This window comes from Oceanobacillus kimchii X50, assembly GCF_000340475.1.
Classification (GTDB): domain Bacteria; phylum Bacillota; class Bacilli; order Bacillales; family Amphibacillaceae; genus Oceanobacillus; species Oceanobacillus kimchii.
Map to the genome: position 1 here is coordinate 604,257 of NZ_CM001792.1, position 22,668 is coordinate 626,924.

Below are 22,668 nucleotides of genomic sequence, written 5' to 3' on the forward strand. Positions count from 1 at the left end.
GTAATTTATGGGTTCCTATTTTCAAATTCGTCATAGGAACCCATTTCACAAAAGTCAATGGAGTAATTATGATCATCATGTTTATGGACAATTACTGAATCTATGTTTAATTTTTCTAGCACATCATATGTTAGTAATTCTTTTTCTTTTAAATTCATAACTTGTCTTAGTAGCCATTCTCCAAGTGATTTGTTTGGGTTAGACATAAGTGCTTTGCTGTTGTCTTGACATACTTTTGCAGATAAAATTGTTTTATCTGGTAAACGTAATTGAAAAGGTTTGTCACGAGGAGGGAAAAACAAGTGATATTCCCTATGAATCCATCTAGGAATTGGTATATATATTTCATTAGGGTTTCTCGTTCGTCCTGAAGCATTCCATTGGTTAAGTCCACTTTTTTCTGGAACGTGACGTTTTGAACCACGATCTGAAAAAAGCGGTAAAATTATAAATTCCAGATTTTCATATGGATTGGCAATTATCGGTTTTGTTTGATTTGGTATAATTTCAAACCCAAATAATTTAGCTAGCTCTTGATAAGGTTTTTCAAGAATTTTGACGTTAATTTCTTCTATACACTTTTCTGTTATAAATCGTTTATACAAAGTGCTTTTAGTAATGTTAAAACTATATTCATGTAAACCATCTATAAATGATATTGTATTGCCATTGTTGCTTACCTTTAAGATTTTTATAGACTCAGCTTGAATTAAGTCCATTGACTCTTCAAAAATCATTATTTTATTTGGTTTTCTAGTTACACAGTGATATACCATTGAATCAATGTTATATGTTCTTTTAGTGAACTTGATTCTCTCATTACGAAGATTAGCAATAGTTAATATAAGTTCTTTGGGAGATTTTCCGCGATATAGATCTGAATCTTTATTAAATTCAGCTATCTTTTGCAATGTCTTTCCATTCCCATGTAAAAAAGTTTTGATTCCGATTCCAATATTGTCTTTTGAAGCATCAGCAGAACAATCCGATCTTCCAAGGTTATCTGCCCCCAACGCTTCACAAAAAGCATTCTCAACATTTCTTGAAACTAAATAAGGTGAATCGCTCTCAGAAAATAAATTAGATAAAGAACCTGTTGAGCTAAGCATTTGTTTGTAAGATTCCCTATGTCTAAATGGTTGGTTGTTAAGGAACATTATTTTTCCTCCTTTAATGATTTTAAGTTATCTTCAAATCCCAGTAGATAGTCTGCAGAAACATTTAATGTCTCTGAAATTCTTTTAAATGTTTCTAAGGAAGGGACTCTGTTTTCACTTTCATATAATGACCACGTACTTTTTGTAACACCTACTTTTTTAGCAATATTACTGGATGATAATCCCCGAGTTTCTCTTGCATTCTGTATTCGATTTCCTAAAAAAGGTATCATATAGCACCTCCAAGATTTTAAAAATATGATATCATTTCGAACTCTTTTAATAGTGACAAGTTTGCTATAAGCAAACATATATCAGAAATATATGATTTGTTAAATTGTAATTTTATAGCTATTCAATAGTAAAACTTACTTCATAAAACTCAGCCGTTATGGTAAAATTTAAGGTAGCAAACAAGCTTTTTTTAGTTTGCAGGGAGGTAATTAATCTTGACTTATCGTGTAGGAAGTATGTTTGCAGGTATTGGAGGAACTTGTTTGGGATTTGCTCAAGCAGGAGCTGAAATTGCATGGGCAAATGAAATAGATAAAAATGCTTGTATTACTTATAGAAATTATTTTGGGAATTCTTATCTAGAAGAAGGTGATATTACTAAAATAGATAAACGTCAAATTCCAGAAATAGATATATTAATTGCTGGTTTTCCATGTCAGGCTTTTTCTATAGCAGGTTATCGTAAAGGATTTGAAGATGACAGGGGAAATGTGTTCTTTCAGATATTGGAAGTATTGAAAGCACAGGAAGAAGTGTATGGACATTTACCGCAAGCAATAATGTTAGAAAATGTGAAAAACCTATTTACTCATGATAAAGGTAATACATTTAAAGTAATAAGAGAGGCATTAGAGACATTTGGGTATTTTGTCAAAGCTGAAGTGCTCAATTCGATGGAATACGGAAATGTTCCTCAAAACAGAGAAAGAATTTATATTGTGGGGTTTCAAGATAAAAGTCAAGCTGATAGTTTTATTTTTCCAGACCCGATTCCTCTAACTAATAAACTTGATGATGTAATTGATAGAAGCAAGAAAGTAGACAGTCGTTATTATTACGATGAATCCTCACAGTATTATAAGATGTTAAAGGAATCTATGGTAAATAAAAATACAACTTATCAATTAAGACGAATATATGTTAGAGAAAATAGAAGCAATGTTTCTCCAACATTAACAGCTAACATGGGGACAGGTGGACATAATGTACCTCTTATACTTGATAATGAAGATAATATAAGAAAATTATTGCCAGAAGAATGTTTACTACTGCAAGGTTTTCCAAAAGACTATCATTATCCAGAAGGTATGGCAAATACGCATAAATATAAACAAGCTGGAAACTCAGTTACCGTTCCAGTGGTAAAGAGAATTGCGACACAGATTATTACGACATTGAATGGAAAAAAAGAAGAAAATCAAGTATATAAATATATAACTGCCACTTAACCAACTAAAATGAGTTGGTTTTTTTTTTGACTGAAACTTTATACCAATTTCTTATAGATATTATAATTTTGGTAAATTATTAAGTCATTTAGAGGAGGTGATAACTTAGATTAATTAAGTTTAATTTGGAGAACATAAGACTTTTAAAATTAGTATAAATGCATAGCTATACTCTAAAGTAATATCATAGAACCTTTGTATTTCATAGCAGGAGAATTAAAAAATACGTCGAATATAGGTATAAACAACTATTTTAGTGGGAGGGTGTATATGCCTACATTGTTAGGTTCTTACTGGTGTGGTTCTTGCAAAAGTGAATTTGTTTCAAAAGATGGGGTTGTTGTTGGAGAAGTGCGTACAATGGTACATATCAAATGTGGATTATCCGATAAAGAAAAAGAGATTGATAGAGGATATGTAGAAGATATGATTTTAAAGTATAATTTTGGGGAGCCTTTTCAATATTAAGAATTGATATTATTAATCTTACAGAAGAGTGAGATTGAAAATATATTTCGAGTTATAGTTTCTGAAAATTTTAGTCATTATTGTTCACTTGATTTAACGTAATGTAATATGGAGGGGTTCAATGAATCTTATTATTAAATCAACTTCCAGAAACTCAGGTATTGGTGATGATATTATCCTAAGACAAACAGAGAGTACTAGACTTGTATTTCGACCTGAGATTGTAAACAATACAAGTAACTCTAATGCGTCTATTAAAGGTAGTTTTAATTTTCAAAAAAAGAGAAAAAATGGGAATTGGGAAGATCATAAGGAGTTTGAGAATAATAAGCTTAGGGCTGATGAATGGATTAAACTTACCATTAATACAGAAGAGACTTTAAAGCTCTTTAATGAACTAAAGAAATATTATAAAGTACATGAAGAATATGGAGTAAGACAGGGAAGTTATACAATTTATAAAGCTAATCCTGAACTTGAAAAAATTTTATCTTTGTTTGAGAGTAATAATAAAATATTTACTCAACTTTTAGATGATGACAAGAGTGATGTGTTGGAGAAAACATTAGAGTGGATTGTTAATAATGAAAACTCTGATAAGATGTTAGACAAACTTAGCAAGTTACAGGGAAATGAGTTAGATCAATTAAATACTCTTGTTGGACTGACTAATCTCAAGAAATTGTTAGTAATTTGGGAAGCGAACAAAGACAATGATTTAGAGAAGTTTTGGCAAGACTTATTAAAAGAACATACATGGATATTAAGTCAGTTATTTTCGAACCCTACTGTATTAATTGATAATGAAGTATATGTTGGAGGGAAAACAACTAGCAATGATAATGGTAAGTTAGTTGATTTCTTGTATGCTAACCCTTTTTCTAAAGATGCTGTTTTGATTGAAATCAAAACACCAACAACTCCACTAATTAATAATGCTCAGTATAGAACAGGGGTATACTCAGCCCATAAAGAGCTTATAGGTGCTATTACCCAAGTTCTAACATACAAAGGTGCTCTACAGAAAGAATACTCAAATATACTTGTTAACAATATTAATAATGGTAGAAATACAGAATTTGATGTAATTAATCCTATTTGTGTAGTCATAGCAGGTAGGTTTGATAATTTAAAAGAAATAAGTCATAAACATTCATTTGAACTATATAGAAAAGAACTGAAAACAGTAATAGTAATAACATTTGATGAGTTATTTAAGAAAGTTGAAAATTTGATAGATTTATTAGAAAAATAAATGAAAACGTATTTTTTGATATTTACTCTAATAGAAATAATACAAATTTGTCCAATCAAACATTTATAAATGAGTTATATGTATCTAAACTGTAAAAGTTTAAATCCTTCTCTATTGCATCTTCACTGAATAATGGTTTATAGAAAATCTAGAAAGGTTTGTGATGGTTTGGATCCAGTTAATTATATTAAAGACATGTTAGGAATAACAGAAGAAACAGTTATAGATAAAGCAATGGATGTTAGTCTAGGAACAGCACCATTAATCGGAAAAGTTTATCAGTCTTTCCAGATGTTAAAACTTCAAAAAAGGATGCAAACAAATATACAACAATTACAAACACTTAAAAATAAAATTGAGTCAAATGAGAATGAAGTTTTTTATAAGCAAGAAGTTTTCCCACTTATATTTAAAAAACTTTTTGAGGAAGATGAAGATATTAAAGCATCAGTTGTTATCGGTGGTTTTGAATACATAATTGACCATGGTATAAATGAGATTGAAACAATCTATCATTATTATGATGTTTTAGCTGAATTAAGGTTTAGCGATATAATAATATTAGTTGAAGATTTTATGCCATATGAAATGAGAAAGAATCCTTCATTAAAAATAAATTTTCCAACAAATGAAGAAATGCGTTCTAACAAATACAAGGAGCAACAAACGATCAATACTTATCAAAAAAATAAAATGGTTCGATTGGGACTTTTAGAGAATAGAGTCGATAATATAGATGGTGAAGATTATAAAGGCAAGAGTTTAATTAAAGAAGAAATTATTATTACTGATTTTGGAAAACGTTTTTTAATACTTTTTGCATTAGATGAAGCATCTGAGAAACGAGAATTTACTTGAAAAGTTGAATTATGTTACGGAAAGACGAAAATATAGATGTTATCGAAAAAATACAAAATTGTTGGCATGAAATGCGGTCAAAAAAGACTTGTAACTGTATAACAAGCTATCTCAATATTGAGGGCTTAGTGAATTATTGTGATCATCCTTGCTTTGTAAATATTCAAATAGTTTTTTACTTTATATAATGAAAAAATGATGTACTTAAACTAATGGGGCAGGATAGTGCAAGAGTCAGTTATTAATGAGGTGATTTTATGAAATCTAATAAAATAGAAAGTTCTTTAATCGTCGCTAAAAAGCATATCCCTTTTATAGCAACAAAAACTGAGGATGTACTACCGTCAGAATTTGTTGCACGTTTCGAACTTTATCCAGAAAATAAACGAAGACCTGTCAACAAAATTTTGTTTAGAAACGATTACTTTCAATTGACATATAGTATGAAGAAAAAAGATTTGGTTATATCGTCCAGAGGAGATATTGTCTATTCAGCTATTCCTTATGATACAGCTAGGAACTATATCCAACGTGCAACTATACAGTACTTACTCCATCCAGAAGAGGTACGAGAGTATATTAAAATGCATAAAGGTAATTTAGAAAAATACATTATGCTTAGTATTTTTCAAGTCACAAAAAAACGTGTTGATAAAAACTCTTTTGAAGTTAAACAAGCTTATAATGCAATATTTCAAGATCCATTATTTGAGATTCAAATTCTTGGGCGACTACTGCAACATGATGAAACTGGGCCGATTTCTGCAAATCTAGCAGGTAAGTTCTTGTTTAGTGAGAATGTATACACAGGAATATCTGAGTATATTTTCGAATATCTTAACTTTGTCGTTCAACTTACTAAATCTTTACCAATAAGAACTGATGGAAAAAGTGTTAAATTATTAGAAACAAATCTTTTAAAGCGATCTTTTACCAATAATAGAACTAAGAATCAGTTTTTAACCAATAAATCAGATATAAAACTAGCATTGAGTATAATACCTCAAGTAGAAAAGGTAAATACAGAAAATCCAATCGTGATTGCCAAACAGTCCTTGCATTTAAATGATAAGCCGATTTTACGATCCAGGTCAGGGGAAGAAATTTCTCAATTTAGAAAAAAATATATTCCGCATAGTGTTCATCCTAAAGAAGCAGAAAAATATTTTGAAAATGTTCTTTCAACAGAGAATACAAATTTATTGAATGTTGTTTCTGATGTCCACACTATGGACGGGAAGCTTCCATTCGTTAACAAGAATTTCAATATATTGGTAGGGGATATTTCAGATTCTCGTGTAACAAACGAAGATATTAAAGGTATTTATGTAATTGGAAATCATGAATTAGTAGATGTATTGCCGGATAATAATAATATAGAAGAACTGCAAGGAAAGAAATGGAGTCCATTTTTGAATAGTGAATGGTTTAAACAACTTTTAGAAAATCCTGATGAGTCATGGTACATGTTGCCTGTGGGTAACCATAAATTTTACGAGGTAGTAAAGGTTGAACTTGAAAAAAGATTTCCACAATTAAACGTATTACATAACAATCATATAGTTCATGAAGGAGTCCGATATATCGGACTTACAATACCTGTTGCTTTAGTTAAGAGAAAGAAAGAGCAACAAAAATTTATTCTTAAATCATTAAAAAAATTACTAAACAACGATTATGATATTCCAACAATAATAGTCTCACATGCGCCACTATTTAATGAACTGAGTATGCTTTCAATAAAAAGTAAAGCGTATAATAAGGATTACAATTTGTCCGAACCTAAAATTGAAAAATTATTTAAGGAATATAATATAATCGGAGCCATACATGGCCATCACCATATACCAGCGTCATCTGGCCAAAGCAAAATTGTGAAATTTGCAAGCAAAGAGCTATTTGTGGTGTGCTCAATTTATTCTAAAATGAATACAGGATTCGAGTTAATGAATCTGATAAATCCTAAGTTAACGAACTAAGAAATTCAATCAATAGAATAACGTGTGCTTTAATTGAAGAAAGTTATAAAAACAAAAATCTTATTGTGAAAAGACGAATGTTAGAAGGTATTTATTGAATATTGTTCGTATATGAGTTTTATCAAAAATGACCAATAATTAACCAAAATAAATTAAAGTATAGAATAAAATAAAAAACTAATAACATAAAATGCGATCAAATAGAGGATTTATACCCTATTATAAGTTCTCTCCATATTGAGGGCTTAGTGGGAAATAATCCCGTGGAGGTTCAAATCCTCTCGACCGCATTTTTATACGAAAGCAGTGATACCAATGGATGAAGTTCCATTGGTATTTTTTTGTATCTATATTGTTTGTAAATAACTTTAGTGTTACTAAAATATTCACCAATTGCTAAAACAAGCTATCAAGTTGCTCAGCAGTTTTTCGTGTTTGTTCAAAAATAAATGACCATATACATCTATAGTCGTTTTAATAGAAACATGTCCTGATATACAAGTAAGTCTCATTGTGATTTTAGTGATTAATAATGAATAGGAGGAATACTCTAAAACATATAACATAAGAAAAATATTACTAATGAACTAAGTTTTATTGGTATTTTAGATTTATCTTATTTAAATTGAGCATTATAATTTGATATTTTCCTAGTTTTTCATAAAATAGTATTTTTATACTAGTTTATTAGAGATTAATTTTCCTTTTTATCCCATTTAAGGAAACTATTGCAAATATATTCATAGTATTATATGCTTATTTTAGACATATTTCTAAATATTTGGTTTTATGTCTAAATTAAAAAGAAAAGAGGTGTTAAAATGGGTAATTTGGAATGCTTAGATAACTCTTATACTGAATTGTCAAGCGAGGATATGTATGATGTATCTGGTGGACTAGCAATTACTATAGCGGGTGTTACTCTTGTAATTACTGCTAAAGGGCTAGGAATGTTAGCAGGTATAATTGGTGGTACGTATTCTATTGGTTACGCAATAGGTCAAGGATGGGCTTATATCAAAAAGTAAAAAAAGATGAGAGGAGTTTTTGGTTATGGCAGAAGTAATGAAGTTTGATCAATTGAATAATGAGTTATCATTAGAAGAAATGTATGATTGTAATGGTGGACTAGCAATTACCATTATGGGGGTAACCTTTGTGGGGTGGAAAGCAGCTGCTATTATTGCCTCTGGTGTTACAACTTTAGCTGGTGTAGCTGGATTAGGTTTTTGGAATGGCTACAACGGTACTAAAAAATAATTTTAGATTATTTGAAAAATAATAGTAGAAAGTAATATCCTACTAGGAGGATTTCATTATGCTTGAGATTTTCGGCAAAGAATTCAAGTTAGATATTTTAATATTCTCATTTATTTTTATACTTAGTTTAGGTATTATCTCTTTGAATTTATTATACTTCTTTAAATTTAATTCGAGTTTAATTAATTTAAATATGGGAGCAGGCTTAATTTTGCTTATCTATTCAAGTTATAAATTATTTATTAAAGGATAACTAGGGAAAAATATTTATTTGAATTTATTAGAGTGGATTATCAAACTTGCTGAAATGAGAAGTTGATAATCCACTTTTATTATCATTTTTATTAAAATGTAATTCAATCTTGGGGGACAAAATGAAATTAAAAAAATATAAATATGTAAAGCAAAAAGATCAAAAAGACTGTGGTCCAGCTAGTATTGCAACAGTTCTAAAACAATATAACTCTAATGTAAGTATTGCAAAAATAAGAGAAGTGTCGGGAACTTCTGATACAGGAACTAATGCATTAGGGATTGTAAAAGGGTTGGAGTATTTTAATTTTAAGGTAAAATCCATAAAAGCTGATATGAATATCTTTAAAGAGAAAGATTTACCTTATCCTGCTATTGCTCACATAGTTAAAGATAAACTATTACTTCATTTTATTGTTATTTTAAATGTTGGAAAGAAAAAAATAACAATAGCGGACCCAAGTGAGGGAGTTAAGAAGTTAACCTATGAAGAATTTGAAGAAATGTGGACAGGAGTTGTATTTTTCTGTCTTCCAAATGATAACTATGAAATGGTAAAAGATAAAAATGAACAATTAGAGCAAATTTTTAAAATGATTATTAGTGATAAAAAATTAATAACCCATATAATACTAGCTTCTATACTTGTTATTTTAATTGGGATAGGAACTTCTTTTTACTTTCAAACTATTATTGACTCAATAATTCCTTCAGGTGCTGAAAAAACACTACATATTATATCTATTGCACTTATAGTATCATATATTTTTCAGTCTCTATTTGAATATATAAAGAATTATATGCTCGCAGTATTAGGAAATAGGATGAGTATCAAAGTAATGTTGGGTTATTATAGGCATGTAATGAATTTACCAATGAATTTTTTTGCTACTAGAAAATCGGGCGAAATAGTTTCAAGGTTTATGGATGCTAGTAAAGTTATAGATGCTTTGGGTAGTGTTGTTCTTACGAGTATTATTGATGTTTCTATGGTACTAATTGTTGGTGCAGTTCTTTACTTTCAAAATCAAACTTTATTTTTCGTTACCGTTTTAACAATTCCCATATATGCCTTAATAATTTTATCGTTTATAAAATGGTATGAGAAAGCTAACAAACAAGAATTACAAGATAATGCACATTTAAATTCATATATAATTGAGTCATTAAACGGTATAGAGACAATTAAAGCTTCACAAGCTGATGAATCATCAGTACGTAAAGTAGACAATTTATTTTTAGTATACATAAATTCTATGATGAGAACTTTTAATATAGATAATCTACAAACACTATTAAAGAGAATGATTCAGTTAGTAAGTACGGGAGTTATATTATGGATAGGTGCTACACTAGTTTTAGATAATGAACTTTCTATTGGTCAGTTGATAACATTTAATTCTTTATTGGTGTATTTTACTGACCCATTGTTAAATATAATAAATTTACAGCCTAGGTTGCAAACAGCAAAAGTTGCTGCAGAAAGGCTTAATGATGTGATGATAATTGATTCAGAAATGGAAGAAAACGAAAATAAAAAAATTTCAAATGATATTATATTTGATGGGGATATTGAATTAAAAGATGTATCCTTTAATTATCCTACAAGAAGAGAAGTATTAAAAAATATAAACATTAGTATAAGTTCAGCTGAAAAAATTGCTATCGTAGGTAAAAGTGGTTCTGGAAAGTCTACGTTAGCAAAATTATTAGTTTCTTTTTATAACACAACCAAAGGAGAAATATTGTTTAATAAATACAATATTGAGGATGTTGATAAAAACTATCTGAGAAAAAAAATAACGTTAGTACCTCAAAAACCCTTTTTTTTCAGTGGTACAATCTATGAAAATCTTACCTTTGGTATTGACAGAGATGTTAACTTAGAAGAGATTGTTGAAGTGTGTAAAAAAGTTCAAATTCATGAATTTATATCTAGTCTTCCTTTAAGATATAATTCTTATCTTGAAGAGAATGGAGATAATTTCTCTGGTGGTCAACAACAACGTTTAGCTTTAGCTAGAGCTTTGTTAAGAAAATCTAAGGTTATTATTTTGGACGAAGCAACTAGTAACGTGGATCAATTCACTGAAAAAAAGATAATGAACGAAATATTAAATGATAAAGATTTGACGATTATAATAATAGCACACAGGCTTTCTATATTAACAAACTGTGATTCTATTTATGTTATTAAGGACAATATTATTGCTGAGAATGGAACTCATAAGGAATTAATAGAAAAAGGTGGTTTATATTATGACATGTGGAATATTTAATAGGTGGGGTATAACATGGTTGATATAAACTCTATTAAAGTAGAAAGTGAGATATATAAAAAAAAATATAGCAAAACCGGATTAATTATAATCTATCCTTTTTTAATTTTTATAGTAGTTTTATTATTATTTTTATTTTTAGCTGATAAAGAAGTTTATATAGAAGTACCAAGTAGTGTGAACACTTATAGTTCTAGTACAGATATTAAATCAAAAGTAGAAGGGGTGGTTCAATCAATTAATGTTAAAAATGGAGATTATGTAGAAGCTGGGGATATAATTATGGAAATAGATTCTCAGGAAACTAAAGAAGAAATAAAAAATATTGAACAGGAAATAGATCGATTAAATATAGAAAAGAGTAATATTGATAATTTTAAAAAAAGTGTAGTTGAGAAATCAAACTATTTATCTGAAGATAACATAGAGTTTCAAATCATGTATAATAATTATATAATACAGACAGAAAAAATAACCCTTGAAAACCGTATTTTAACTCATAAAATTGAAGAGGTTTCTAATGAGAGTATAGTTGAAGAATATAGACTTCAACAAGAAATTAATAATAAATCTCAGCAAGAGCTAAAATATCAATTGTTAATAGACTCATTTCAAAAAGAAAAAAATATTATAGAAAAGATTGATGAAAGTTTAAATACATTAAGTGAACTTGAATCAAGAAGAAATAATATGATTTTAAAGAGTGATGACAGTGGCTATGTTCAATTTAATAATCAAGTTTCAATTGGTTCTCAGATTATGGCCGGAGATGATTTGTATACAATAACAACTAATGATAAATCCGAACTATATATACAGGGGTTAGTATCTACAGATAAAATTAGTGCATTGAATAAAGGGCAAAAAGCAAATTTCTCAATTCAAAATAGTATTGATAAAGAAACTAATATTGTAGAAAGTGAAATTATAAATATTGGTAAAACACCTGTAACAACTGAAGAAGGTAATTATTATATAATAGAGACGGATATTATAGAGAATGATAACCTAACTTTAGGCATGACAGGTAATTTAAATATAATAACTGATACCGTTACTTATTTAGATTATTTTTGGAATAAATTATTTTAGAAAACACGAATAATTTTTGTTATAAATTGTTTTATGTTCGGTTAATTGATTGTCCACATATATACCAAAATATAAATAAAAACGTATTAAATTATATAAAATGGGTTAATAGATGCGGTCAAATAAAGGATTTGCAACGTATTATAAGGTCTCTCAATATTGAGGGCCTAGTGGGCGTATAGCCCGTGTGGGTTCAAATCCCACTGACCGCATCTAAATATGAAATCAGTGATACCAATGGATGAAGATCTGTTGGTGTTTTTTGTATTGGAAATAGGTGACTATACACATCTATTGTTGTTTTAATATAGAAGTGCCCTTGGTAATCGGGGAGGAAAAGATGGAGATCTTTTAGCGTAGCGATTCTTTTTGATAAGAAAGAATAGTATCTGAACATAATAGATAAAAACTCACCTCCCAATCATAAGAGAGATTAGGAAGTAAGTTTTTTATTAACTGATATATTATTTTTTTACAGCATGGATGTAATGAATCGTTTCGAAAGCAGACAAATAGTCATTGCGATTATGAAAGAATCGATTATTGATCGTAACAGGTGATAAATGTTCATAGATAAGTAAACCTGCATTTTCTAACAATCCCTCTATTTCATCATAAGTAAAACATGATTTCATTGGCTCACCACTAGCTGAAGCCATTTGAACCATATTTTGCACTCGATTAGACATTCCTTTTTCTTTAAAAAGTTTTTCATCTGCATAATCAAAAACAATAGAACTTCCAGATGGAATTTTAGTGAATAATTTATCAACCAAGTTGGCAATTTCCTCTTTTGTTAAATAATAAGAAACACCTAAAAGACTAAAGAAAGTTCTATGATTATCAAGCTCTTCCTCTATTAGGCTTTGATAGGAAAACTTTTTGGTAAAGTCCATAGGAATAAAATGAAGATTACTAGGAATTTTGAACCTAGCTTGATCCAGTTTTTTCTTTTTAAATTCCTGAGTACTTGGATGATCAATTTCAAATATTTCTAATTTGTTTTTCATTTCTGGATGGCGGAAACAAAAAGTATCTAATCCGGCACCAAGTATGACATATTGCTTTAAACCTAGCCTGACTTCATTAAGTAATACTTTTTCACAATACGCAGCTCGTGCCAAAGGTGTTGGAGAAAGTTGAACCTGAGTAATCCATTTTAGTATTTCGTCTGTATCATCTTTAAATTTTTGTGCGATTTCTTTGTTGAAGAACTGTATGCCTTGAACCATATTGGCTTTGATGTCGTTAAATTCTTTTTGTGAAAATAAATCTTTAGCTAAATAATCATTAAAAATCTTAGGTGTATCAAATTGACTATGATAAGCTCTACCGAAAGCTGCTATTAATGATGTTAAGCTCGACTCATTTATTTTCATATCACACCACTCCTTCAATTTAAAGAAATAAAAATAGGATTCTCCTGGCCAGGAGAATCCTATTATATAATGTAATGTATAAAAAGTAAATTATAGCACAAAATAATTATTTTGTCAAATGATATAATCGTTGTTATTTAAGAATCAATAGCAATTGTTGAAGAACATATCAAAAAAATGTTCAAACTTTTTTAATAAAAATTATATGAATTCATACGGAAAAAGCCATTTTGATCAATCTTTCAAAAGAGTTATTTGAGTTTTCTACTAAAACTTCTCTAAAAAACTTCTAGTTGGTTCATAAAATCTATAACGTCAGAGGAAACCCAATATTCTTTAATTTTATTATTTTCAATATAGAAAATATCGGTTCCATCAAAGGAAACTAACTTTCCTCTTTCTGCTTTTGCTTCTTCCATTTTACCATTATAAACACCTTTAAAATTCCACCGTGCAGAGACATAATTTCCATCTTCTATAGGTTCAACTACAAGTGACATTTTCACATTTTCAAAATAGTCTTTAGCTGATTCAATAACATCTTTCAAAGCATTTAACCCTTTTGTACTACCTGAATCTTTACCATCAGTTCTAGCTTGATGAACTACACAATTTTCATCTGTAATTTGATTAAGAAAAGATATATCTTTGTTCCAAGCATCCATCCAATTTTGATATATTTCTTTTCCGTTCATAAACGAACTCCTTTCTCTCTTTTATATCATAGATTTTTTGATATCTGAGTCTTACTACCCTTTTTAGCATTATTCATAACATTAATCAACTAATCAATCTTTACATATTAGGCATACACTTATATTTCCTTTGTGTTTTATTCTTTTAATGCGTAGTACCTTTATGTAGGTTGAGGGCTTACTGGGAATTAATCCAGTGGAGATCCAAAATACTTTCGACAGTATTTATATATAAAGCGAGTAAAATCAATGGATTGAATCTACTGATTTTTGTTATTGTGATTATCCCATATTTTTAAATATTCAAATATATTTTTGCTTTGATATAATGATAATATGAAGTAAAAAATGTGAAATAGTGTACTTAAACTAAAGGGGCAGGATAGTTCAATAATCAATTGTATATATGTTAATCAATATGCCAAGGGGGGACAATATTGAAAAATATTTTTAATCAATTGCATGCAGAGGAAATTATAAATCGTATTGATAATTTAAACTCATCTTCAAAACCGCAATGGGGTAAAATGGATGTTGCCAAAATGCTTGCACATTGCTCATCTTTTCAAGACATTGCAATGGGAAACGCTTTTCCTTCGAGAGGTTGGTTGGGGATATTAATTGGAAAGTTTGCGAAACCAATTTTTTATAACGACAAGCCATTAGCTCGAAACATGTCCACAATCCCTACTATTTTGATTCTAGACGAAAAAGAATTTGAAACAGAAAAAGAAAAACTAAAACAAAAGATTCTAACATTCCAAAATAATGGCCCTCAAAAGTGTACAAATCACCCACATCCTTTTTTCGGTAAACTTACTTCGGAGCAATGGGGAAAAGGGATTTATAAGCACCTTGACCATCACTTGAAGCAGTTTGGTGTTTAGTTAGCCGAAGTGAAGATTTTTTACTAACGGGTAGGAGTGTACAATAAGAGTATACCCTTCTTTTTCTATTGGGCAGTTTTGTTGAAGAAGAACTGAAATATGTATAACAAAAGTATTAAGGCAAAGGAGGGGGAAATGATTCAACTACATAAAAATTCTGATACTGTTATCATTGTAATACATGAAATTTATGGGATTAATCAACATATTGAGAGTTTTTGTAAGTTATTATCAAAATTCAGTTTTGATGTAATTTGCCCAAATCTATTACAACAAGACACACCTTATGATTATTCTGAAGAGGAAGTTGCTTATCGGAACTTTATGGAAAACGTAGGATTCACTGACGCTTCACAAAAAATAAAAGATATAGTTTCAGATGTTACAGATAACTATCGAAAAATATTTATCATTGGATTTAGTGTAGGGGCAACTGTTGCTTGGTTGTGTAGTGAGGAAGAAAGTGTGAATGGAATAGTTGGATATTATGGTTCACGTATTAGGAATTATGTAGAGTTAACACCAAAATGTCCCACAACTTTATTCTTTCCCCAAGAAGAGTCATCATTTAATGTCGATGAATTAATTTCAACTCTAGATAACAAAAATATCGAGGCGCATAAGTTTAATGGAAGACATGGATTTAGTGACCCTTACTCTCCAAAATATAATGAAATATCAGCCCAAAAGGCGTTTGATGAAGTGGTAGATTTTATTATAAAACAAATGGGTTGCTATTAAGTAATCAGCGAAAGAGTTGAAAAAGGGAATGCTGTGGCGGGGGCAGTTTTGTTGAAGTGGAGGAGTTTAATGAAAAGAAAGTTTCCAATAGTGATTGCAATTGCTGCGGTTTCAGGCGAGGGAAAAAAACAATTGACTCTTAAAGAGGTTTAGGGATATTTCTGTGCTGACTTTAATTAACGATAAAGATTATGAAGAAGGATTAGAAAGAATGAAATATGATGTGAAAACTAACCCTTGATAAAACAATAGTCAATGACTTTGCAGAAATGTTTTGTACTGCTAAAAAATTAACCTAACGGGTGTAAGAGTGAAATAATAAAATCATCAAATTGATGATTTTTATTTTTGGGGATAAATGTATAGAATATTATGAAGTGACAAAGGTCTTGTGCTAACGGGGCAGGATAGTTGAACAAGGAGTGAGCTATTAATCAATAATGGTTATATTCAATATTCAAACATATGATTGGACAATCAATGAAAGAGCTTCAACATTCGTCCATTTATTGTTCGGCAGGAGTTCACAGATATGGAAGTATAGAAATTATAAGATTAGTCCGATAAATTTTATTCCACTTATTAAAGCTTTTTTAATCTGATCGAAAAGTTTCTTTATCTAGATTAGATTCATCAAGATAGATGAGGGTCATTACCATTTTGTACTACCATAACTACTTCACTCAATAGTAATTATGAATACTGTGTATCAGAAAATGGAATAAAATCAAGCCTTGAAAAAGAACGTGCGTTCCCTTTTATTTGTATCTAGAAAGCTTATAAATGAAATAAATTCGTCTGAAAGTAGGTTGGTATACAGTGAAAATTGACACACCCAAAATCCCTGAAGATCTATCAGTGAGAAGATTTACAGATATTTTTTTTGAAGAAGATCCAGAATTTGAAATGTGTATGGTTACCGATTCTGAATTTGTCGATGAAGTACTTGATCGAGTGCGATTATATAAAACAATGATTAGGAACTGTAATTTTACAAATACGGACTTCAGTCGAATTGATCTTACCGATGTGTGCTTTGAGAATTGTGATTTATCCAATGCTAATTTGAGTAATGCCTCTATGAATCGAGTTGAGTTTCTTAATTGTAAGTTACTTGGTAGCAACTTAACAGATTCTTATATCGGTAATGCAATATTTCGGGAATCGATTCTAAATATGGGGATGTTCGGTAACTCAAAACTTGAAAAGGTGATTTTTGATAATACGGAGTTAGAAAGTGCTGACCTTTTTGATTGTAAGCTTAAAAAAGTAGAATTTCTTTCATGCAATCTCAATGGTGCAAATTTTGAAGAAACATCGTTAAAAGGAATTGACATAAGCACATCCGATTTTAATTTTTTAACAGTTACAATGGAGAATTTAAAAGGATGTATAGTATCATCGTCTCAAGCGATACAATTTGCTTCGTTATTAGGTTTAAAAATTAAATAGAATTGAGACTGTTTAGTACCCTTTAATTTATACTTTGATTTTAAGTGGCTTAAGGCTTTTCCTATACAAGGCAGTTTTTTATAGCATCTGTCTTACTAACAATGTAGTGATATTACAAAAATTGAAATGAAAGGTTGAAAGATGACAACTTATCATGTTATTGATTTAGAAAATTTTTCAAGAAGAAACTATTATGATTATTTTATGGCTACAGACACAACTTTTGAAATGACAGTAAAAATTGATGTTACTCAAGCAGTTAAAAAATGAATCTATAAGCTTCTATGCTTACTCTATTTTTAATTTAACTAGATCGGTTAACGAGATTCCGGATTAGAGGTATGCCCAGATAGATGAGCAATTAGTTGAATGGCAAGAGTTAGTACCAACATTTACGAACTTTAATCAAGAAATAGATTTATTTTATAGTTTATGGTTGGAAGAATCAACAGATTATAAATCAGTTGACCTTGAATTCAAAAAGCTTATAAAAAAGTATGCAAACACAACAGATATCGCACCAATGGGACTTGTTCCACCCAACGTGGTGAATATTTCATCAATTCCTTGGTTGCACTTTGAACATTTTTCATCTCAATCAGGAGCTAACAAAAATAATCTAACACCAATGATTACCACTGGAAAGTACGAGAAGGTTGGTTCACAGTTGCTGATGTCAGTGAATATTAAGGTGCATCATGCAACAGTAGATGGCTATCATGTGGCGTTATTTTTTGAAATACTGCAACGTGAAATGAACCGTTAGCCGTTTAAATAGACGGAAAGAGTCTAGGTTTTTATTGCTGATGTTCTAAAATGAGGAATAGAAAGTTTACTCGGCCTTATAAAGCATACATCACGATAAAAGAGGAAATAATATGCTATCTTTTTGTATATAAAATGTAATTAAAACCGACTGATAAAAGCATAAAAAGTCGGGTGCAAAGTGGTTTCTCTTGTTATGTTATAAATGAAGGGAGTTGAATTATGGATATGATGAAAGGGATGAACAAGGCGCTAGATTATATTGAAGTTAATTTGGATAGTCATATCGACTTGAAAGAAGTGGCAAAAAGAGCTTACTGCTCTGAGTATCATTTCAAACGACTATTTTCTTTTCTATCTGGTATCACGTTATCAGAGTATATTCGCAGACGTCGATTAGCAATAGCAGCTTTGGAATTAAGGAATAGGCAAGTAAAAGTAATTGATATTGCCATCAAATATGGATATCGATCTCCAGATGCCTTTTCCAGAGCATTCCAAAATTTTCATGGTGTTAATCCAACTTTAGCTAGAAACCCAGAGCAGAATTTGAAAGCATATCCAAAACTATCCTTTCAACTAACTATTCAAGGAGGAACCCAGATGAAATATCGTATAGTTGAAAAAGGACCTTTTAAAGTCGTTGGAGTGAAGTATGTGGTTGAAATGGTCAATGAAATTCTTTCACCTACTTACGAAGACATGATAGCGGGGATTAGTGATTACAAAATGAAAGAACTGGAATCGCTCTCCAATAAGGAACCACATGGGCTTGTTCATGTCTCAGTCAATTACACGGAAGATATGGAAGGTAAGGCAACTTTTGATCAATATATAGGAGCGGTTACTACGATAGAAGATACTAATGGGTATTCGACACTGGATATCCCTCCATTATTATGGGCGATTTTTGAAGTGGATGGGGACTGGACGCAAGTTGAAGACCATTGGCAACGGATATATTCCGAGTGGCTTCCTTCATTTTCTTATGAGCTGGCAGAAGGCCCTGAAATACTAGCTAGTAAAGATCATAAAAGTGAGATTTGGATTTCTATTAAAAAGAAGGATGGATATCAAAATTGTGACTAAAGATACACAATATTATTTTGAGATGACTGAATGTTACTAAAACATTTAAACCTAACTGTAAATGACGTTGATGTTTCAAGACTATTCTTAGAATATTATCTTGAAACAAGTTCACTGATAAAAGTGTAAAAAACACTAGGAATTATGGAGGGGGACGCATGCGGTATATCTTTATTCATGGTTTAGGGCAAAATTCATCGAGTTGGGAGAAAACTATTTCCTATTTAGGTGAAACTAATAAAATTCTACGCCCTAATTTATTTGAACTTCTTCAAGATAAAGAACCTACGTATAATAATCTATATCTGGCTTTCACTGAATATGTAGACAAGATATCTGAACCAGTGGTTATTATCGGCTTGTCCTTAGGAGCGGTTCTTGCGTTGAACTTTACTATTGATCATCCTCACAGAGTTCGTTCTTTGGTATTAATAGCACCACAATATAAGATGCCCAAACTTTTACTAACAGTTCAATATAATATTTTTAAATTTATACCTGATTCGTCGTTTCGAAAACTTGGTTCTAATAAAGATGTTTTTATATTGTTAACTAAGTCAATGGTAGAGTTAGATTTCAGTGAAGATGTAAAAAGAATTCTATGCCATACTTTGGTTCTGTGTGGGAATCAGGACAAAGCGAATAAAAGAGCATCAGAGAGATTGGCAAGGCGTATACCCAAAGCGAAATTTCGTGAAATTGAAGGTGCTGGACATGAACTAAATAAGGATACTCCAGAAAAATTAGCTTCTGTTCTCGTAGAATTTCTGTGGTAGTATTGAACATGCAATTATTATAATTATTCTATCTTTATTTATATAAAGGAGGAAAAATGCTTCTTCTAATTGTTTTTATTATATTACTAATCAATATATTAACCATTGAACCTAAATTATCGAAAATAATAGAACAGAACGACATATTGATCGGAATAGAAAACAAGCGAACTTAAATTATTATAAGATCCTAAAAACCACCAAGGGAATGCCCTTGGTGGTTTTCTTTACTCTATAGTAATACTGCCATTATTCGTTCGCATTTTTATAAGATTTTCTCCGTTGCCGTAGACGGTATCCCAATCTTTTGCATCAAAAACAGTAATGCTTCCATTATCTGTACGTAAATCTAGTGTAGCGTTGGTTATTTCAGTACCAGTATGCACATTTATTTTACCATTAGCAGTTTGTAAATCCATAGAATTACCTAAGTTTTCATTTCTTATAGTAATAGATCCATTATCTGTTTTTGCTACGATATTATTTGCTGCTTGTTGAATTTCTATCTTCCCGTTATTTGTAATTACATTCACTTCGCCGGCTACTTGGTTTAATGTAATTTTTCCGTTGCTTGTTTCTGCGTGGAGATTAGATGCTATTTGCTCGGCGTTAATTTTTCCATTATCTGTATTCAAAGAGATTGTAGTTGCTTCTATACTTGAAACAGTTATTTTCCCATTGTCTGTTTTCGTTTGTATACTTTCCAATGATTTATCTGGCAAGTATACATGTATACTTGGAGTTTCAAATAATAAGAAGTCAATATTGAAAAAAGGCAATTTTTTTTCTTCAGTATCTATACTTAATGTGTTCTCTGTTGTTTCTACATTGAAATAATCATTTTCCTTATTACTTGAATATTCCACTCGTGGGCTTTCGTTTTCAGATGATAGGATAGTAACAGATGCATTATCTGCATTGATTTTTAATTGATTATAATCCATCTCTGCAATATTAATGACCCTTGTTGTTTGTTCATCATCACCATAAGGGAAAGTAACAATGGTACCAATTATACCAACAATAAGAAGGAAGGATGCTAGAAGGATAAATTTCTTTGTAATATTCATTTACTTGCACCGCCTTTGACAATTCTAATATTAAAGTTTAAATAGCGTATAAAAAGATGGATAAGATACTTTGATACATAATACATTGCAATTCCTAAAAGTAATCCTGAACCAACTAGTGTAATAGAAAAGAATAATTCAAAAAGCTGGAAAGCACTCGGAGTTATTATGACTTTTACGATTAGAGCGATAAACTGAAATACAAATGAAGCGGAAACTGTCCATAAAGAGATAACTATACTAGCCACTACTAACAAAGGACCTAATACGATGACTACATTTAGGAATCCTAATCCTAAAACTGCCCAGGTTGCTCTAAATATGTTTTCGGAGGAAGTGTTTTGGTTTACTTTTTCAACATGATAATTAGCTGTAACATCTTTTGCTAATTGTTGAGGCGAACCTAAGGAATCAGCAATTTGTTCTTCCGTCTTTCCTTCCTCTAAACCAGCGATGAAATGTTCCTCTATATCGCGAGTTATTTCTTTTTGTTCATGATCTGGGATGTTAGTTAGTTTAGCTTGTAGCTTTTGCAAAAACTCGTGTTTATTCATTTTATATTTCCTCCTTCATTAGGGATTCCACCCCGTGTTTGAATGTGTTGTATTCTTCCTTTAAATCTTTAAGGTGTTTTTTTCCGTTATTTGTTAAACGGTAATATTTCCGACTTGGCCCCTCCGAAGATTCTTGTAAATAGCTTGTGCAGAGGTCTTGTTTTAAAAGCCTTCTTAAGATTGGATAAATGGACCCTTCGGAAATATCGATTTTCTCAGTTATTCGTTTAATTACTTCATATCCATATAAATCTTGTTTCTCTAAAAGTACTAAAACGCATAACTCCAATACACCTTTTTTAAATTGAGCGTTCATGGATTCATCACCTCTTAATGTGTACTATTGGTGGTTATAACTATAATATAAAGAATACTACTATTTTATGCAAGGTAGTATTTAAAAGATATTAATATAGTTGTTTTAAGCATAATTAGAAATATATATAATAATGAAGGAAAAGTGATATGTAGATGTAAATGAATTCCAAATATTTTTTTATTAGAAATCCCCTTGCGTAGAATGGAGAGACATGCTATATTATTAAACGTTGATTCATTAATTAACAACAAACAACAACAAAAAGTATTATCATATCTTAATTATTTTTGTTGCATACCAACTGAAAAGATGGTACAATATAAAAGTTCGCTCTTAAGCGCCTGTAGCTCAATTGGATAGAGCGTTTGACTACGGATCAAGAGGTTAGGGGTTCGACTCCTCTCAGGCGCGCCATCGGGAAGTAGCTCAGCTTGGTAGAGCACTTGGTTTGGGACCAAGGGGTCGCAGGTTCGAATCCTGTCTTCCCGACCAGGAGTTACATAATTATTTATTAATTGAATAATTGCGGGTGTAGTTTAATGGTAAAACCTCAGCCTTCCAAGCTGATGACGAGGGTTCGATTCCCTTCACCCGCTCCAGAAATGGGCCTGTAGCTCAGCTGGTTAGAGCGCACGCCTGATAAGCGTGAGGTCGGTGGTTCGAGTCCACTCAGGCCCACCATTTCTAAAAAACACTTCAAAAAGTTTCGAAAAAGTGTTGACAGAGAATAAAAGAAATGATATATTGATAAAGTCGCTTTTTGAGAGCGACACAGAAATTGCTCTTTGAAAACTGAACAAAACAACCAGTACGAAAGAAGAAAAACACCTCGTTTTTCTTAAAAGAAATGAAGTCAGAAGTTGACTTCTGAAGCACAA

The 22,668-nt window shown here is 30.6% G+C and carries 22 protein-coding genes and 5 tRNA genes; 20 read left to right on the forward strand and 7 right to left on the reverse strand.

Annotated elements, in window-relative coordinates:
- Positions 1 to 5: 5 nt before the first annotated feature.
- Complete coding sequence (locus C794_RS03380) at positions 6 to 1,157, reverse strand: phospholipase D-like domain-containing protein (RefSeq protein WP_017795733.1); 1,152 nt, start codon at positions 1,155 to 1,157, stop codon at positions 6 to 8.
- Positions 1,157 to 1,390 carry a helix-turn-helix domain-containing protein gene (locus C794_RS03385; RefSeq protein ID WP_017795734.1) on the reverse strand — a complete coding sequence of 78 codons (234 nt, stop codon included), beginning with the start codon at positions 1,388 to 1,390 and terminating at the stop codon, positions 1,157 to 1,159. The genes C794_RS03380 and C794_RS03385 overlap by 1 nt, the downstream gene beginning before the upstream one ends.
- Before the next feature lie 216 nt (positions 1,391 to 1,606).
- On the opposite strand from C794_RS03385, the gene C794_RS03390 reads away from it, so the two are divergent.
- The 10 genes from C794_RS03390 to C794_RS20620 all read left to right on the forward strand — a co-directional run bounded on the left by C794_RS03390 (position 1,607) and on the right by C794_RS20620 (position 12,275).
- The gene (locus C794_RS03390) at positions 1,607 to 2,620 is read left to right on the forward strand and encodes a DNA cytosine methyltransferase (RefSeq protein WP_017795735.1); all 1,014 of its coding nucleotides are present in this window, start codon (positions 1,607 to 1,609) and stop codon (positions 2,618 to 2,620) included.
- A 270-nt stretch (positions 2,621 to 2,890) separates the two neighbouring features.
- Positions 2,891 to 3,088: a hypothetical protein gene (locus tag C794_RS03395; protein ID WP_017795736.1), complete on the forward strand. Its 198-nt coding sequence runs from the start codon at positions 2,891 to 2,893 to the stop codon at positions 3,086 to 3,088.
- A gap of 121 nt (positions 3,089 to 3,209) precedes the next feature.
- Positions 3,210 to 4,343 (forward strand): Shedu immune nuclease family protein, encoded by a 1,134-nt coding sequence (locus C794_RS03400; protein WP_017795737.1) that lies wholly within the window; start codon positions 3,210 to 3,212, stop codon positions 4,341 to 4,343.
- Between the two features lie 168 nt (positions 4,344 to 4,511).
- Complete coding sequence (locus C794_RS03405; protein ID WP_017795738.1) at positions 4,512 to 5,201, forward strand: hypothetical protein; 690 nt, start codon at positions 4,512 to 4,514, stop codon at positions 5,199 to 5,201.
- A 257-nt stretch (positions 5,202 to 5,458) separates the two neighbouring features.
- A complete protein-coding gene (locus C794_RS03410) occupies positions 5,459 to 7,180 on the forward strand; it encodes a metallophosphoesterase family protein (protein WP_017795739.1) in 1,722 nt (573 codons plus the stop codon).
- An 821-nt stretch (positions 7,181 to 8,001) separates the two neighbouring features.
- Positions 8,002 to 8,208 carry a hypothetical protein gene (locus C794_RS03415; RefSeq protein WP_017795740.1) on the forward strand — a complete coding sequence of 69 codons (207 nt, stop codon included), beginning with the start codon at positions 8,002 to 8,004 and terminating at the stop codon, positions 8,206 to 8,208.
- Positions 8,209 to 8,233: 25 nt separating this feature from the next.
- Entirely contained in the window at positions 8,234 to 8,440 is a 207-nt protein-coding gene (locus C794_RS03420) for a hypothetical protein (RefSeq protein ID WP_017795741.1), read from the forward strand.
- 374 nt (positions 8,441 to 8,814) lie between these two features.
- Entirely contained in the window at positions 8,815 to 10,971 is a 2,157-nt protein-coding gene (locus C794_RS03430) for a peptidase domain-containing ABC transporter (protein WP_017795743.1), read from the forward strand.
- A 15-nt stretch (positions 10,972 to 10,986) separates the two neighbouring features.
- Positions 10,987 to 12,063, forward strand: a complete 1,077-nt coding sequence (locus C794_RS03435; protein WP_017795744.1) for a biotin/lipoyl-containing protein — start codon at positions 10,987 to 10,989, stop codon at positions 12,061 to 12,063.
- Between the two features lie 114 nt (positions 12,064 to 12,177).
- Positions 12,178 to 12,275: transfer RNA gene (locus tag C794_RS20620), tRNA-OTHER, on the forward strand.
- A 252-nt stretch (positions 12,276 to 12,527) separates the two neighbouring features.
- Here C794_RS20620 and C794_RS03440 read toward each other — a convergent pair.
- Both C794_RS03440 and C794_RS03445 read right to left on the reverse strand, forming a co-directional pair.
- Positions 12,528 to 13,442: a class I SAM-dependent methyltransferase gene (locus C794_RS03440; protein ID WP_017795745.1), complete on the reverse strand. Its 915-nt coding sequence runs from the start codon at positions 13,440 to 13,442 to the stop codon at positions 12,528 to 12,530.
- A gap of 278 nt (positions 13,443 to 13,720) precedes the next feature.
- Entirely contained in the window at positions 13,721 to 14,137 is a 417-nt protein-coding gene (locus tag C794_RS03445; protein ID WP_017795746.1) for an ester cyclase, read from the reverse strand.
- A 437-nt stretch (positions 14,138 to 14,574) separates the two neighbouring features.
- On the opposite strand from C794_RS03445, the gene C794_RS03450 reads away from it, so the two are divergent.
- The 6 genes from C794_RS03450 (at position 14,575) to C794_RS03485 (ending at position 19,847) form a co-directional block, all read left to right on the forward strand.
- Positions 14,575 to 15,024, forward strand: coding sequence for a DUF1569 domain-containing protein (locus tag C794_RS03450; protein WP_017795747.1), 450 nt, complete (start codon positions 14,575 to 14,577; stop codon positions 15,022 to 15,024).
- A gap of 135 nt (positions 15,025 to 15,159) precedes the next feature.
- The gene (locus tag C794_RS03455) at positions 15,160 to 15,765 is read left to right on the forward strand and encodes a dienelactone hydrolase family protein (RefSeq protein WP_017795748.1); all 606 of its coding nucleotides are present in this window, start codon (positions 15,160 to 15,162) and stop codon (positions 15,763 to 15,765) included.
- An 819-nt stretch (positions 15,766 to 16,584) separates the two neighbouring features.
- Positions 16,585 to 17,217: a pentapeptide repeat-containing protein gene (locus tag C794_RS03465; RefSeq protein ID WP_017795749.1), complete on the forward strand. Its 633-nt coding sequence runs from the start codon at positions 16,585 to 16,587 to the stop codon at positions 17,215 to 17,217.
- Positions 17,218 to 17,566: 349 nt separating this feature from the next.
- A complete protein-coding gene (locus C794_RS19645; protein WP_268258098.1) occupies positions 17,567 to 17,983 on the forward strand; it encodes a CatA-like O-acetyltransferase in 417 nt (138 codons plus the stop codon).
- Positions 17,984 to 18,204: 221 nt separating this feature from the next.
- Complete coding sequence (locus C794_RS03480) at positions 18,205 to 19,071, forward strand: AraC family transcriptional regulator (RefSeq protein WP_017795752.1); 867 nt, start codon at positions 18,205 to 18,207, stop codon at positions 19,069 to 19,071.
- A 158-nt stretch (positions 19,072 to 19,229) separates the two neighbouring features.
- Complete coding sequence (locus tag C794_RS03485; RefSeq protein WP_017795753.1) at positions 19,230 to 19,847, forward strand: alpha/beta fold hydrolase; 618 nt, start codon at positions 19,230 to 19,232, stop codon at positions 19,845 to 19,847.
- A gap of 227 nt (positions 19,848 to 20,074) precedes the next feature.
- On the opposite strand, the gene C794_RS03495 is transcribed toward C794_RS03485, so the two are convergent.
- Genes C794_RS03495 through C794_RS03505 form a run of 3 tightly spaced genes read right to left on the reverse strand, consistent with a single transcriptional unit; the run spans position 20,075 to position 21,787 of the window.
- Complete coding sequence (locus tag C794_RS03495; protein ID WP_017795755.1) at positions 20,075 to 20,917, reverse strand: DUF4097 family beta strand repeat-containing protein; 843 nt, start codon at positions 20,915 to 20,917, stop codon at positions 20,075 to 20,077.
- Positions 20,914 to 21,471 carry an HAAS signaling domain-containing protein gene (locus C794_RS03500; protein WP_017795756.1) on the reverse strand — a complete coding sequence of 186 codons (558 nt, stop codon included), beginning with the start codon at positions 21,469 to 21,471 and terminating at the stop codon, positions 20,914 to 20,916. Before C794_RS03500 ends, C794_RS03495 begins: the two co-directional genes overlap by 4 nt.
- Before the next feature lies 1 nt (position 21,472).
- Entirely contained in the window at positions 21,473 to 21,787 is a 315-nt protein-coding gene (locus C794_RS03505) for a PadR family transcriptional regulator (RefSeq protein ID WP_017795757.1), read from the reverse strand.
- 340 nt (positions 21,788 to 22,127) lie between these two features.
- On the opposite strand from C794_RS03505, the gene C794_RS03510 reads away from it, so the two are divergent.
- From C794_RS03510 to C794_RS03525, 4 genes are all read left to right on the forward strand, one after another.
- Positions 22,128 to 22,204: transfer RNA gene (locus tag C794_RS03510), tRNA-Arg, on the forward strand.
- A gap of 1 nt (position 22,205) precedes the next feature.
- Positions 22,206 to 22,282 (forward strand) — tRNA-Pro (locus C794_RS03515).
- A gap of 33 nt (positions 22,283 to 22,315) precedes the next feature.
- Positions 22,316 to 22,389 (forward strand) — tRNA-Gly (locus tag C794_RS03520).
- A gap of 5 nt (positions 22,390 to 22,394) precedes the next feature.
- Positions 22,395 to 22,471 (forward strand) — tRNA-Ile (locus C794_RS03525).
- Positions 22,472 to 22,668: the final 197 nt, after the last annotated feature.

What these genes read in the sequence shown, in the direction of transcription:
- C794_RS03410 (WP_017795739.1), top strand. Translation starts at nt 5,459, where the DNA reads ATGAAATCTAATAAAATAGAAAGTTCTTTAATCGTCGCTAAAAAGCAT.
- C794_RS03415 (WP_017795740.1), top strand. Translation starts at nt 8,002, where the DNA reads ATGGGTAATTTGGAATGCTTAGATAACTCTTATACTGAATTGTCAAGC.
- C794_RS03455 (WP_017795748.1), top strand. Translation starts at nt 15,160, where the DNA reads ATGATTCAACTACATAAAAATTCTGATACTGTTATCATTGTAATACAT.
- C794_RS03385 (WP_017795734.1), bottom strand. Translation starts at nt 1,390, where the DNA reads ATGATACCTTTTTTAGGAAATCGAATACAGAATGCAAGAGAAACTCGG.
- C794_RS03440 (WP_017795745.1), bottom strand. Translation starts at nt 13,442, where the DNA reads ATGAAAATAAATGAGTCGAGCTTAACATCATTAATAGCAGCTTTCGGT.
- C794_RS03395 (WP_017795736.1), top strand. Translation starts at nt 2,891, where the DNA reads ATGCCTACATTGTTAGGTTCTTACTGGTGTGGTTCTTGCAAAAGTGAA.
- C794_RS03430 (WP_017795743.1), top strand. Translation starts at nt 8,815, where the DNA reads ATGAAATTAAAAAAATATAAATATGTAAAGCAAAAAGATCAAAAAGAC.
- C794_RS03380 (WP_017795733.1), bottom strand. Translation starts at nt 1,157, where the DNA reads ATGTTCCTTAACAACCAACCATTTAGACATAGGGAATCTTACAAACAA.
- C794_RS03480 (WP_017795752.1), top strand. Translation starts at nt 18,205, where the DNA reads ATGGATATGATGAAAGGGATGAACAAGGCGCTAGATTATATTGAAGTT.
- C794_RS03505 (WP_017795757.1), bottom strand. Translation starts at nt 21,787, where the DNA reads ATGAACGCTCAATTTAAAAAAGGTGTATTGGAGTTATGCGTTTTAGTA.
- C794_RS03400 (WP_017795737.1), top strand. Translation starts at nt 3,210, where the DNA reads ATGAATCTTATTATTAAATCAACTTCCAGAAACTCAGGTATTGGTGAT.
- C794_RS03435 (WP_017795744.1), top strand. Translation starts at nt 10,987, where the DNA reads ATGGTTGATATAAACTCTATTAAAGTAGAAAGTGAGATATATAAAAAA.
- C794_RS03485 (WP_017795753.1), top strand. Translation starts at nt 19,230, where the DNA reads ATGCGGTATATCTTTATTCATGGTTTAGGGCAAAATTCATCGAGTTGG.
- C794_RS03495 (WP_017795755.1), bottom strand. Translation starts at nt 20,917, where the DNA reads ATGAATATTACAAAGAAATTTATCCTTCTAGCATCCTTCCTTCTTATT.
- C794_RS03500 (WP_017795756.1), bottom strand. Translation starts at nt 21,471, where the DNA reads ATGAATAAACACGAGTTTTTGCAAAAGCTACAAGCTAAACTAACTAAC.
- C794_RS03420 (WP_017795741.1), top strand. Translation starts at nt 8,234, where the DNA reads ATGGCAGAAGTAATGAAGTTTGATCAATTGAATAATGAGTTATCATTA.
- C794_RS03445 (WP_017795746.1), bottom strand. Translation starts at nt 14,137, where the DNA reads ATGAACGGAAAAGAAATATATCAAAATTGGATGGATGCTTGGAACAAA.